This window comes from Bdellovibrio bacteriovorus str. Tiberius (assembly GCF_000317895.1).
GTDB lineage: Bacteria > Bdellovibrionota > Bdellovibrionia > Bdellovibrionales > Bdellovibrionaceae > Bdellovibrio > Bdellovibrio bacteriovorus_F.
In genome coordinates this window covers 1,270,822-1,283,441 of record NC_019567.1, presented here as the reverse complement: position 1 = coordinate 1,283,441, position 12,620 = coordinate 1,270,822, and the positions used below count along the sequence as shown (strand labels likewise).

Here is a 12,620-nt window from a genome sequence, read left to right as displayed (position 1 = left end):
TCGGATGATCCGCAGTTTGTCTCTCGGTTTTACAGCGATTTTGCTGACTTTGGCATCCAGCCTGTCAGCAGCTGCGGCTCCGCGCACAGTCTTCGTCCAATTGTTTGAATGGCCTTGGAATGACATTGCCCGCGAATGCGAAGTCTATCTGGGCCCGGCTGGTTTTTCCGCCGTGCAGGTTTCCCCACCCCATGAGCATATTCACTGGCAGGGCAACCCGTGGTGGGAACGCTATCAGGTTGTCAGCTATCAATTGAATTCCCGCTCCGGGACCGAGGCTGAATTTGCCGACATGGTTCGCCGCTGCCGTCAGGCCGGCGTGGATGTCTATGCCGATGCAGTCTTGAACCACATGACCGGCATTCCGGGTGGCGTGGGTTCTTCGGGCACGCAGTTTACTCACTACGAATACCCAGGTCTTTATTCCCATCAGGACTTCCATCACTGTGGTCGCAATGGCAACAACGACATCCGCGACTTCCGCGATTTGTATGAGCTGCAAAATTGTGAACTGGTGGATCTGGCGGACCTGAAAACCGAATCCCCTTACGTTCAGGAAAAACAGGCTGAATATTTGAATCGTCTTTTGGATCTGGGCGTGGCGGGTTTCCGTATCGATGCCGCCAAACACATCCCGGCCCGCGATCTGGATCAGATCCTGAAGCGCCTGAAAAGATCCGCTTACATCTATTCTGAAATCATCTATGACCCGGCAGGGCCCGTTCAGTACAACGATTACACCCCGTTCAGTGATGTGACTGCCTACGACTATCCTCACCGCCTGGGTTATGCCTTCAAAGACAAGAACACCGAAGCTTTGCAGTTTATTGCCAGCGGTTTCCCCAGCAGTCTTGATTCCATCGTCTTTGTCACCAACCACGACATCGAACGCACGAATGATTACTCTGTCTTGAAGTATTCAAGCCCGGAACAGCACCTGTATCGTCTGGCGCAGATCTTTATGCTGGCGTGGCCGTTTGGTTATCCTCAAGTTTATTCCGGCTTTGATTTTAATTCTTTCGATCAGGGACCACCCTTGAACGATGCTCTTCGCACCCTGCCGATTCTGGATGACCAGAATCAGTGCCGGGCACCTTGGACCTGTGAACACCGCCTGCCGGAAGTGGCCGCGATGGTGGATTTCCGCAATCAGACCGACAAGGCCTTTACGGTTTCCAACTGGTATGCCAATGGCCGTGATGTGATCTCGTTCGCCCGTCCGCGCTTTGGTTTCGTGGCCATGAACTTTGGCAGTCAGTCCGTGACCAAAGAGTTCCAGACCAATCTGCCGCCCGGCGAATATTGCAACATCGTGGATACGGGCTATCGCCTGAAATCCCGCAGCTGCGCAGAAGGTTTTAGCGTCAACAACAGCGGAAAAGTGCGCACAACTTTGGCGCCTTATTCATCCTTAGTTCTTTTAGTGAAGGCACAAGCCAGAAAATAATATGAAAAAGAAAACCTACACCATCGGTCTTGATCTGGGCGGAACTAAACTGGCAGCGGCGCTGCTTTCTGATACTGGCGAAATGCTGGATTTCATCAAAGTTCCCGTCGACATGAACCGCGAAAAGTCTGCACCAAAAGCTCAAAAGCGTCTGATTCAGCTGATGGCAGACATTGCTTTGGATTTCAAAAAACGTTTCCCGAACGAAACCAAAGCCTCTGTCTTTAAAGGCATTGGTTTGGCCAGTGCGGGTCCATTGAATGCTGAAACCGGCACCCTGATGAATCCGGCCAACTATCCCGGCTGGAAGATCGTTCCGATCCTGGATCTGTTGACCAAAGAAATCCACAAAACCTGGAAAACCCCGGTGTACTTCCAGCACGACGCCACCGCGGCGGCTTTGGCGGAAGGCTGGGTGGGCGGCGCTCAGAAAATGAAGTCCTTTGCGATTGTCACTATCGGCACCGGCGTGGGCACAGGCGTGATCTTTAACGGTCTGCCGGGCCAGTCTGACGGCATGGGCTCTGAATACGGCCATATCGTCGTTGATTACCAGCGTCTGATGAAAAACCCGGAAAAGATCGACCACTGCACAGTGGAAGGCATTGCCTCTGGCACGGGTCTGCTTCGTCGTGCGCGCGAGATGGGCTTCACTGGAAACTCGGTCGAAGAACTGATTGCCGCCAACGATGCCAAGTACCAGGTGCTGTTCAAGGAAATGGGCTGGGCCCTGGCTATTCTTTGTTACAACCTTTCTATTGGCTACAACCTTGAAAAGATCTTCCTGAGCGGCGGTCTGATCAAGATCCGCAACATGTATCTGAAAGACCTGAAGGATCACTACAAAAAGATGATCCGCCAAAGCAAGACGGTCTTTGAATGCCCGATTGAAGTGGCCAAAACCCAGAATCATGCAGGCGTGATTGGTGCCGGATTCCTGCCTCACCTTTACGGAAAAAAGTAAGACAACAGATAGCACAAATAAAAAAGGCCGGTTCATCACCGGCCTTTTTCTTTTTCATATTTTTAGAAAACTAAACTGTCAGCTCTTTCGGGATCCCTTTTGGAATCGCGCTTAGAAGCTTCTTCGTGTAGTCGTGTTGAGGGGCATCGTAAATCGCCTGAGCCGTGTTGTGCTCAACGATCTTACCACCGAACATCACTGCCACTTCGTCAGAGATGAATTTCACCACAGACAGATCGTGAGAGATAAAGATGTAAGTCAGGTTCATCTCGTCCTGAAGATCCAACAACAAATTCAGAATCTGAGCCTGGATGGATACGTCCAGAGCGGATACAGATTCGTCACACACGATGAATTCCGGGCGAACCATCAAAGCACGCGCGATGGAAATACGCTGTCTTTGACCGCCAGAGAACTCGTGCGGGTAACGATTCATCATCGCCGGGCTCATGCCCACTTTTTTCAGCATCTCTTCCGCAATTTCGCGGCGCTGGTTGTTGTTGTCACCGATATTGTGAATCTGCATTGGCTCCATCAGGATGGTCCCGATGGTCATACGCGGATTTAAGGAAGCATACGGATCCTGGAAGATGATCTGCATTTTTTTACGAATCGGATGCATGTGACCGTAATCAAGCTTGGTGATGTCCTGACCATCGAAGATGATCTGGCCATCAGTCGGCTCAATCAAACGCATCAGCGTGCGGCCCAAAGTCGTTTTACCGCAACCGGATTCACCCACCAGACCCAGCGTCTGGCCTTTTTTAACTTTGAAGCTGACGCCGTCCACAGCCTTTGTGTAGCTCTGAACACGGCCCAAAAGACCGCCGGTGTGAGGGAAGTGGGTTTTCAGGTCATTCACTTCAAGAATGACTTTGTCTTCGCGGATGATTTCTTTGGCTGGAGTGTAAACCTTTGCCACTGGCGTGATTTCTTCGCCGGTCGCGCTCATGAAGTCAGCAAGAACCGGAAGACGAACCGGGTTTTCATCCAAAGACGGACGGCAGGCCAGAAGCCCCTTCGTGTACGGGTGTTTTGGATTGTCGAAGATTTCCTTGGAAACACCACGTTCTACGATTTCACCTTTGTTCATAACGATCACTTCATCAGCGATGTCAGCAACAACACCCAGATCGTGGGTGATGAACAATAGACTCATGTGAGTTCTTTTTTGAATGTCGGCCAGAAGATCCAGAATTTGTTTTTGGATCGTCACGTCGAGCGCTGTGGTTGGCTCGTCACAGATCAGAACGTCCGGATTGCAGGCAATCGCCATCGCGATCATGATACGCTGGCGCTGACCGCCGGAGAATTTGTGAGGATAGAAATACAGACGCTCTTCCGCGTGTGGAATGCCGACCTGTTTCAACAGATCCAAAGCTTTGTCCAAAGCCTGTTGTTTGTTCAGGTTTTGGTGAAGCATCAAAGTTTCAGTGATCTGATCCGCAACGGTCAGAACCGGATTCAAAGAAGTCATCGGTTCCTGGAAGATCATGGAGATGCGTGCACCACGGATTTCACGCATTTTCTTTTCAGAGACCTTCAACAAGTCCTGACCTTCAAAAAGAATTTCGCCGCTGGAAACACGGCCTGGATTTCCGATCAAACGCATGATCGCCAGGGACGTGATACTTTTACCAGAACCAGACTCACCCACCAACCCGACTGTTTTACCTTTTGGGATGTTGAACGAGATGCCTTTTACGGCCTGTACAATCCCGTCTTCGGTTTTAAACTCAACAGCAAGATTGCGGACTTCGATAATATTTGTGTTGCTCATTCTTTTTTGTCTCTCCAGATGGCCTCAGGATTCTAGCACCTTTTCAGGCAAATAAACCCCTGAAATGACCACGGTCAAATTCCAGAAACACTGAATCGCTTATCCCGGTAAAATGGTCAATAAATTGTGTTCAATCCTATTGGATTTTCAAAGGATTTTGCCCTGTCTCGAACTGGGATGTTCCCTAAAAAGTCCTGTTTCTGGGCCCAACGGGAACATTTAGTCATTTTTTCAGTATAGAAGGTCCAGCTATGAGCCGATGACTCTATGGACGGTGCTGATTTTGGGGGACCACCCCTATTTGACGCCACAAGTCTAGCCGGTATATCAGGGGGAACGTAAATGAAGATCCTTTCATCATGCATTAACACCATGTTTGTGGCGGCGATCCTGTACCATGCCCCCGCCTTTGCCAGCGGCAGCGGCACCGAAGCCGGCGCCTGCACCGACTGCTTTGTGGAAACACCGAACGGCCTTAGAATGAAAGACAACCTCACCTTCGTGGCGTCGGTTCTTGATGATATCAACGACAAATACAATTGGGGTCCGTCCTGTAACAACTACGCCACCGGCACCAAAATCGGTGAATGGGGTCATGCCATCCGCAAAGAATACATGGCTGGAAACTTCAGCCACCTGGCGGAAGGGTCCCCTGACATCCACAAATTGTGTCCGAACTATAAGATCATGAAGCCCACCGACAAAGCCAACTTCTGGGTTCTGATCTTCAATGCCATGACCCACTATGAAAGCACCTGCAACCCGAAAGCCACGGCCAAGGGTCCGAACGGCAGCCTGTACGGTCTGATGCAATTGCACGTGGGCCGTGAACAGGTCTATGCAAAATCCTGCGAAAAGGGCGACAGCAAAACGCCAGTGAACACCTTCGCCTGCACCCTGGACATGCTGAATGGTCAGCTGCGCCGGGATGATGCTCTGTTCAGCCGCAAGTCCTATTGGGATGTTCTGCGCCCTCAGGCTGCCAGCGGAAAAGCCAAAAAGATTTCAAGATCTGTCAGTGCTTATGTTCCCTGCCACGATGAAAAACGTCTGAACGTGAAGCAGGCGGAATTCTTCGACAACGAAGAAGTCTGGAAAGCACTGCAAATTAGTGAGACTCCAGATGATGGAGCCTGGGATGGATAACATTCTTCAAATCAGGTAAATCCTACAAAACCGGCTGCCACAGCCGGTTTTGGCGTTTTGGTGTTCGCCGTGAAATTTCGAACAGTTCATCCGTCAAAAAGGGTTAAACTCGGGCAAACCTCGCAATTGACATATACATGTTCAACTTGAGTTGATAAGTGTCTTGGCCAAATGAAGACGTTGAACAAGTTTTTCCATGTAAAGTTTGAAGAAAGACGTGCGGCAAATCCGCGTTTTTCATTGCGTGCCCTGGCTCAGCGGGTGGAAATTTCCCCCGGACACCTGTCCGAGATTTTCAACAACAAGCGCCCTGTTTCTTCTGCCAACTTCAACAAACTTGTGAACGGTCTGCGCCTGTCCGAAGAGGACGTGCAAAAGGCCCAGTCCCTGTTTGACTCTGAACGAAAGCGCAAAAAAGCCACGCATTCCATTGAAAGAGTTTTAAGCAAGTCCGAGTTCTCGGAAGTTTCCAGCGTGGATTTCTTCCTGGTGCTGGCGGCGATGGATCTGCACACCGAGGAATGGGATGTGGAGCTGATTTCAGCTGAAACCGGCGTTCCTGCCGAGCGCACGCAAGTGGTTATGAACAAACTTCTGCAACTGGGTCTGGTGGAAAAGAACAGCGCGACGACTTATGTGAAAACTGTGCGCAGTCTGGCTTCTGAAAACGACATCCCGAATTTTGATGTGCAAAAATTGCACAAAGAAGCGATGAAGCGCTCGACAGAGATCTTCCCGCAGATCCCTACTGAAAAAAGGGAAATGGTTTACCTGACAATGGCTGTAAATCCGAAAAATTTGGACCGGGCAAAAAAAGAACTCGAAAAGGCCTGGAAAAAGGTTTACGGAAAGCTGACCCAAGGCGAATGCACTGAAATTTACACGCTGGGCATGCAATTGCTGCCAGCCGTGCCAAAGGAGACTGAAGAATGAAACATCTGATGGCTGTTATCGTTTTATTGGCGGCGCCCAGCGCCTTTGCCCAGTACGTGGTCCGCAATGGCGGCTATGTGGTGAGCTGTCTGAACCAACCCACAGTAGCCCTGGAAATGGCGGAAGCCAAGGAAGAAGGCCTGTCTGTTCAGTACTCCCCGGCCCGCTCTTATCAGGCGAAAGTTTCTGACCTGATTGCGCGCATCCGTCCGGTGAATTCTCAGAAGGCCTTGAAATACACGCAGTGGCTGAAACAATGGCCACAACAAATCCGCTGGAAGTCTTCCTTTGCTTTGGAAGGCCCGAATGATCAGGGTGATTTGGAACTGGGCCGTGGCTGCCGCATGAAGATCGCCATCGTTCAGACCAATGAAACCCGCTTCGGAGTTCAACAGTACGAAATTGATTCCTTGGTCTGGGGCTCTTTGGATGAAAACCAAAAAGCCGCTTTGGTAATGCACGAATTCATCTATCGCGACATCCTTGAGGAAAATCCGGAATCCAATTCCTTCGAAGTTCGCTTTGTCAACAAAGCCCTTCACGACCTTGATTCCCAGCTCCGAGACCGTCGCAAGTTCACAGAGCTGATGTCTCGTTTCTAGTCAGTTCTATCGGCAGCTGGATGAAACCAGCTGCTGAAACTCTGCATCTTTTTTGAATTTAAAAATCACATCCCCGTCGCTCATATAACGAAAAAGATCCTGATTGCGCAAAGAGCAGCTTTTCGATGCGGAACTGAGCACCGACTTGCCACTGCGATTCATCGCCGGATCATTGTTCATCGCAAACCCCACATCCAAAATCTGCCCCTGATAACCCACGATGCTGACGCCCCCTTTGTTGGTGGTCGTCACTTTGTCGACAACGACTTTGGCGGCGCCAGAAATGGATTTCAAAACAGCCTTGTTGATATCAAAGACAAACTTGTCACCAGTGACGTGCTCGATGATCAGTTCGTCATTTTGTGGCAGCCACTGGTAGCTGATTTCGGTCTGCTTTCGCGGGAACAGGAAAAAGTCCCGGGCCCCAAACTGCCCGTCGGTGCCATAGGCATTAAAGACCATGAACATCCCGTCCTCGGTCAGAACATAATCACGATACACCATGGTTTTATAAGCATCCGTCGGAGACACCGACAACATGCACAGACCCGCTTGTTCAAGCCAGATCCGCTGCAACTGCACGCCGCCTTTGGTTTCGGTCAAGGACTGGCAGCGCTCGGGCGCAGGGGCGGCTTTCGCCAGCCAGACAAAAAGAAACGCGGACAGGAACAGAACGCTCTTCATGAAACCTCCTTGGGGTGACTTTCAGATTACAAATCCCCGCAAAGCGGTCAACGAGCCCACGACCAGAACCTGTTTCATCAAAATGGCGTGAACAGATAAGTTTCGCATTCCCCGCCAAAAGTTTGACTGAAAATCCGCGCGCAGGCCCAATGAACTGTCACCTTTGGAGGTTTAAATGAAGTGTCTGAAAACTCTCGTGTTATTTACCTTGTTAGCGCCGTTTGCGGCTTCAGCTCAGATCGAATCGCGTATGGATTTTGGGATGCAGATGGTAGGTGCAGAACGCACCAAAGATATGCTTTTGACTAATTACAGTTCGGGGACCATTTATGACATTTCACATACAATTGCTGCCGACAGCTTTTTTGTCAGCAGCGATTGTCCGGATCAATTGCGTGCGGGCCTTTCCTGTCGCTATCGTATCGCGTTCTTCTGCCATTACGAGGGCTATCAGACAGGGACCTTGAATATTTTCACGTCAGATAAAAACTATCGCGTGCACCTGTCCGGATACTGCAACCCACTGCCTTAGCGGTCGGTCAGTCCCAGCCCCTGCAGAATGCGGGGAATGCACTTTTCCACTCTGGCAGTCCGGGTGGCCGCTTGTTTGGCTGATTCGATATGTATCAAATACAGCCTCTGGCGGCCCGGCGTCAGTTTTTCAAAAGCCGCTTTCAGTTTCTTATTTTTATCCAAGGCCTGTTTTAGCTCGACAGGCATTTTAGGCATCTTGGCCGGTTTCTTCTCTGTTTTGATTTCAGATTCAGAAATTTTGATGGCTTCTTTGATATAAGACCGAATAGCTGTCTTTACTTTGACAATATCCGCCACGCTGGTGAACTCAAAACGACGGGCCGACTGGGAATGAGCCCCCGGTGATTTCAGCAGTTTTTTGGCGTCTTTAAGCTCGCTGCCTTGAAAGAACATCAACGCACAAGTGTCTTTAAAATTCTGAATGATCGCGATGTTCTTATCGTCATGCAGATAACAAGGCAGGCTCCACTTGAAGTCCTCGGTCAGGCCGCTGTCCAAAGCAATCTGGCGCAACAGCTGGACTTCCTCTTTCCACTTTTTTTCCGACTTGATAAAGGCATCGACTTTGGCATTTTTGGAATTCATCACGCACTCCTTGCATTTAAAGGATGCTATGAGGGGCCTTCGGAATCAAACAAATGCTGGAAGAGCCGGCCCCAAAAAAAACGGTCATCATTCTTTGCGCGTATAATAACTGTTTTTTTATAAATTTAACTTATGCCCGCTCAGCTTCTATAAGCATCTTTATCAACCCCCACCGGAGCCAAAAGTGAAAGCACTTATTTTTACCATGACCATGCTGTTATCGATCAACTCATTTGCCAAAGACGCCACCTACACTTCCCGCAAACTGCAGTATGCGCTGGAAATCCTGACCTCCATCACCGAAGAATCCAAGGTGACTAAGGTTCAACCCAACAAAGACATCAAAGCCATGATGATTGAATACGGGATCAAAGAAGGCGCTCTGGAGTCCGCTGAGGACTTTAACTGGGTTGACGACAACAGTGCCTGGGAAGGAGACTCTACCAAATGGGGCAGGGACACTCTTGAAGGCGCAAAGTCTTATGTGATTGCAGTGTTAGAGCAGCGTCTGGAATACAGCGACAATAATTCTGCCGACAAAGTCACTTTCGCTGACAATTATATGAAGGCCCAGCATGCCTTTTCTTTGCTGAATGAAATTAAAGGCATTCAATATGGTGTAGGCCCCGTGGGGGCTGTTCAGTGCGGCGGACAATACGCAGCCTTGCTGATCATCGACCCCATCACTGGCACTATTTATACGATTATCATGGAAGCGTCGGGTTGTTAATCGGCTTACATTTCAAGGGCTGCCCCCTGGACTTCTTTAAGAACCAACTTTGCTTTGCCCGTCTGGACATCCATCAAGGCCATACCGGAAGGCTGGCCCCAGATAATTCCATAGGGGGTGATGTTCATTTCATAAGAGGACAGCTCCCATGAAATTTCGGATGTCTGTCCGGTCACCATATCCAGCGCCACTGGGAATTCCGAGTCCATGCTCCAGTAATAAAACTTTCCGTCCTGAACATACCAGTCATCAAAGTCGACATCGTCAGGAAGAGGCCATAAGCCGACCAGCATCGAATCCGTCTGAACGGTCAGCAAGCCGAATTCATAGTCGCCATTTTTTTCAGCTTCATAGAAGATGTAAATCTTATTCCCCACCACGTTGGCTCGCGCAAAATAGCCCCAGTCGTGCCCCGCAAAAGGGTCCCAGGCCAACAAAGCTCCGGTCGAGGCATCAAATGCTGCCAACCCCTGGCGCATACTTCCGTCGATTTCGACAAATTCACCACCAATATAGAGCACACCCTGATGATGCTTAATGAAGTCGACATTGTTGTCCGGTTCGGGTTGCCAATTTGTCAGTTGGCCATTTGTGAAGGAGGCAACATTCGAGCGATTTTGGCCGTCAATGCTGTAAAAGGCACCGGCCACATACATGATTTCACCGACAGGTTCAAAACTTTTTACGGTGCCGTCGACTTCCAGGATCTGCTGCGCACCCGTTTTGATATTGGCGACAAGTAATTTCCCCACCGTCGAACCCATGGCGTTGTCGCCACGACCGCCGATATAAAGATAGTCTCCGATCCGGGCCGCCGCATTGATTTGCACGAATTCAGGTTGCATCGGCGTCGAAGGGATCCAGCTGGAGAAACTGCCATCATTCGAATTCACAATGACCATGCCGTTGCGATCCGGTCCCCCCAGATCGTTTGCGGTCACCAGAAGTTTTCCATCACTGACGCCCAAAGTGCCGATGATGCCGGACAGGCTTTTGACCACCGTCGCGGTGCCATCGGTTTCCAATCGTACAAGGTCTGCGCCGCTGGCGACATACATCTTGCCATTATGTTCAACCAGCGAGTTAGGATAGCTGCCTTCAAAGTTCCGGCCCAAAGTCATCAGGGCCCCGCCATTGTTCAGATCGTAAGCGGCAAGATTCTTGTTGGTTCCAGAGCTCAAACGTCCCATGGTATACAGAACGCCATCTTTAATAACGAAATCCGTGATGTCGTTGGGACTCGTCAGCGCTGGCACCCACGGGATGACGTTCGCCGCCTGATCAATCGTCGCATAGTCCTCGCGAACCTGCATGTTCAACCCCAAAGGCTGACTGAAGTATCCTGAGATATAAACGTTGCCGGCGTATTCCTGAATAAATCGAACTTCATCAAAGGTTCCCCGTGCCGTGACCGGCGCCCAGGTCGTCAGCTCAAGATCACTGAGCCTGATTGAAGCCAGTCCCAGTCGTTGCTGTCCTTTGACCGAACTGAAGTCCCCGCCAAGATAAAGAGTCTGCTGATCCCCGGACAAGGTCATCGACAGGACGTCCCCACCCAGAATTTTTGAATCAAAGATTTCCGCATCCCCAGAGTCCGAATCCAGCACGGCCAGACTGCGAATCACGGGGGCACCGATACTTTGGAAAGTACCTCCGACAAAAACACCGCCCGCACCCACGGCCACGGTATTGACCGGAGCGTCTTCGCCCCCGGCAATCATCAGATCCAAATCCTTAACTGTGCCGGCGCCCGTCGTTGTGATGGCAGCCACACCCGGCATAACCTTGCCACCGATGGCAGAAAAATCACCATAAACGTAAAGTGTGCTGGCCCCGTCATGCACAATGCCTGAAACAGTTCCCAGGGTGCTGGCATTTACAGGGTTCGGAACCCACGTGGTGTCCAAAGACATGTCACTGGTGTTGTAACGGGCAATCCCATGAGCACTCGTGGCACCAACAGACGTGAAACGGCCACCGATATAAAGGTATCCGGCCGCGTAATGAACGCTGTTGAGCTCACTGTTGGGAACACTTGCGGGATTGGCCTGAAGATTTCCGTTTTCGTCGAACTTTGCCATAAAGTTACGACCGACTCCACCCACTGATGTGAAGGCGCCGACGGCATGAACGTAGGTCCCGTCAAAGGCAACCCCGTAAAAACCCGATCGGAACGTTGTGGACTTTTGCCAGGAAATGACGCCGGTGGATTTATCAATGGCAATAAGACCCGAAGTCGGACTGTTGTATGAATTCACGCGCGTCGCGTAGACCTTCGTTGCCGAAACGGCAATCCCAGTAAGGTCTGTGTAAGTCGGATCCAGCCATGGATTCCAAGTCGTGATCGTGGCACCCGTCGTGGCATTGTAGGCCAGAATAGAACTCATCATTACGCCGCTGCTGCTTAAATTGGAACCTCCAACATAAAGCACATTGTTGGCCTGATCATGAGCCAGCACCGTGATATTGCCATAAACACGGTTCTGGAAATTCGGATCCAAGCTGCCATCAGCCAGCAAGTGAATCACACCCTCGGCGGAAGTGGTTTGGTACGAGCCGGAAACGGCGATATATAGGCCCCCGGCACCATCACTGGTGGAGGCCAGAACCTTGTTGTTGAAACGAATGCCCGAAGCCCACAGCGAGGCACCGGTCGTAGCATTCACCACCGAACCAAAGGGATTGCTTACACTGTTGAATGAGCCGCCGACGTAAAGCTTTCCATCCGCCAGGGCCAATTTGGCATTTTCCAACTCTGGAGATTTCGGAAGATTGCCAAAGGGTTTAAAATCCTCATCCAGCGAACCATTGGCTTTCAATCGCGCCAAGCCCGAACGACTGACGCCGTCGACATCCGTAAATGATCCGGAAATAAAGAAGCCGCCTTCGCCATCGGGGATGGATTGTCTGACTTCACCTGTGATCGTGGGACGGGCCATCGAAGCATTAAGATCTGATCCAAAAATTGGGAAACCACAGGGTCCAGCATGAGTGAACTGTCCCACCAGTAAATATTCATCCTGCCCCAGATTTAACGGAGGCCCGTATTCGCCATTCAGGCAATAAGTGGATGCCGAGGTTTTCCCAAGACCAGGACCCGGTCCTGGAGAACTGGGTCCCAGAGTGGTGGAACCATCAATCAAACTGGCGTCGATAGAGCAACCAGCATTTATCAAGACTAATACGATCAAGAAGATAAACTGCATATTGTCTTA

Annotated in this window: 11 protein-coding genes; 7 read left to right on the top strand and 4 right to left on the bottom strand. The window is 50.5% G+C overall.

Annotated features, from left to right (window positions below):
* Positions 1-4 precede the first annotated feature (4 nt).
* Positions 5-1,447: an alpha-amylase gene (locus BDT_RS06160; protein ID WP_015090378.1), complete on the top strand. Its 1,443-nt coding sequence runs from the start codon at positions 5-7 to the stop codon at positions 1,445-1,447.
* A 1-nt stretch (position 1,448) separates the two neighbouring features.
* The gene (locus tag BDT_RS06155) at positions 1,449-2,411 is read left to right on the top strand and encodes an ROK family protein (protein WP_015090377.1); all 963 of its coding nucleotides are present in this window, start codon (positions 1,449-1,451) and stop codon (positions 2,409-2,411) included.
* A 70-nt stretch (positions 2,412-2,481) separates the two neighbouring features.
* Here BDT_RS06155 and BDT_RS06150 read toward each other — a convergent pair whose 3' ends face one another.
* Complete coding sequence (locus BDT_RS06150) at positions 2,482-4,191, bottom strand: ABC transporter ATP-binding protein (RefSeq protein ID WP_015090376.1); 1,710 nt, start codon at positions 4,189-4,191, stop codon at positions 2,482-2,484.
* Between the two features lie 342 nt (positions 4,192-4,533).
* Between BDT_RS06150 and BDT_RS06145 the strand changes: the two genes are divergently transcribed.
* The 3 genes from BDT_RS06145 (at position 4,534) to BDT_RS06135 (ending at position 6,872) form a co-directional block, all read left to right on the top strand.
* Positions 4,534-5,337: a hypothetical protein gene (locus tag BDT_RS06145; protein ID WP_148278734.1), complete on the top strand. Its 804-nt coding sequence runs from the start codon at positions 4,534-4,536 to the stop codon at positions 5,335-5,337.
* Positions 5,338-5,508: 171 nt separating this feature from the next.
* Positions 5,509-6,270, top strand: coding sequence for a TIGR02147 family protein (locus BDT_RS06140; protein WP_015090374.1), 762 nt, complete (start codon positions 5,509-5,511; stop codon positions 6,268-6,270).
* Positions 6,267-6,872 carry a hypothetical protein gene (locus BDT_RS06135; RefSeq protein WP_015090373.1) on the top strand — a complete coding sequence of 202 codons (606 nt, stop codon included), beginning with the start codon at positions 6,267-6,269 and terminating at the stop codon, positions 6,870-6,872. Before BDT_RS06140 ends, BDT_RS06135 begins: the two co-directional genes overlap by 4 nt.
* Positions 6,873-6,878: 6 nt before the next feature.
* Here BDT_RS06135 and BDT_RS06130 read toward each other — a convergent pair whose 3' ends face one another.
* Positions 6,879-7,556, bottom strand: coding sequence for a hypothetical protein (locus BDT_RS06130; protein WP_015090372.1), 678 nt, complete (start codon positions 7,554-7,556; stop codon positions 6,879-6,881).
* Positions 7,557-7,731: 175 nt separating this feature from the next.
* On the opposite strand from BDT_RS06130, the gene BDT_RS06125 reads away from it, so the two are divergent.
* Positions 7,732-8,088: a hypothetical protein gene (locus BDT_RS06125; RefSeq protein ID WP_041577237.1), complete on the top strand. Its 357-nt coding sequence runs from the start codon at positions 7,732-7,734 to the stop codon at positions 8,086-8,088.
* Here the strand turns inward: BDT_RS06125 and BDT_RS06120 are convergent.
* Positions 8,085-8,675, bottom strand: a complete 591-nt coding sequence (locus BDT_RS06120) for a YdeI/OmpD-associated family protein (RefSeq protein WP_015090369.1) — start codon at positions 8,673-8,675, stop codon at positions 8,085-8,087. The two genes, BDT_RS06125 and BDT_RS06120, sit on opposite strands and share 4 nt — an antisense overlap.
* Positions 8,676-8,859: 184 nt before the next feature.
* Between BDT_RS06120 and BDT_RS06115 the strand changes: the two genes are divergently transcribed.
* Complete coding sequence (locus tag BDT_RS06115) at positions 8,860-9,405, top strand: hypothetical protein (protein WP_015090368.1); 546 nt, start codon at positions 8,860-8,862, stop codon at positions 9,403-9,405.
* 5 nt (positions 9,406-9,410) lie between these two features.
* On the opposite strand, the gene BDT_RS06110 is transcribed toward BDT_RS06115, so the two are convergent.
* Entirely contained in the window at positions 9,411-12,611 is a 3,201-nt protein-coding gene (locus BDT_RS06110; RefSeq protein ID WP_041577235.1) for a delta-60 repeat domain-containing protein, read from the bottom strand.
* Positions 12,612-12,620 lie beyond the last annotated feature (9 nt).

Coding starts and splice junctions, on each gene's coding strand:
- BDT_RS06160 (WP_015090378.1), top strand. CDS start 5: ATGATCCGCAGTTTGTCTCTCGGTTTTACAGCGATTTTGCTGACTTTG.
- BDT_RS06155 (WP_015090377.1), top strand. CDS start 1,449: ATGAAAAAGAAAACCTACACCATCGGTCTTGATCTGGGCGGAACTAAA.
- BDT_RS06150 (WP_015090376.1), bottom strand. CDS start 4,191: ATGAGCAACACAAATATTATCGAAGTCCGCAATCTTGCTGTTGAGTTT.
- BDT_RS06145 (WP_148278734.1), top strand. CDS start 4,534: ATGAAGATCCTTTCATCATGCATTAACACCATGTTTGTGGCGGCGATC.
- BDT_RS06140 (WP_015090374.1), top strand. CDS start 5,509: ATGAAGACGTTGAACAAGTTTTTCCATGTAAAGTTTGAAGAAAGACGT.
- BDT_RS06135 (WP_015090373.1), top strand. CDS start 6,267: ATGAAACATCTGATGGCTGTTATCGTTTTATTGGCGGCGCCCAGCGCC.
- BDT_RS06130 (WP_015090372.1), bottom strand. CDS start 7,556: ATGAAGAGCGTTCTGTTCCTGTCCGCGTTTCTTTTTGTCTGGCTGGCG.
- BDT_RS06125 (WP_041577237.1), top strand. CDS start 7,732: ATGAAGTGTCTGAAAACTCTCGTGTTATTTACCTTGTTAGCGCCGTTT.
- BDT_RS06120 (WP_015090369.1), bottom strand. CDS start 8,675: ATGAATTCCAAAAATGCCAAAGTCGATGCCTTTATCAAGTCGGAAAAA.
- BDT_RS06110 (WP_041577235.1), bottom strand. CDS start 12,611: ATGCAGTTTATCTTCTTGATCGTATTAGTCTTGATAAATGCTGGTTGC.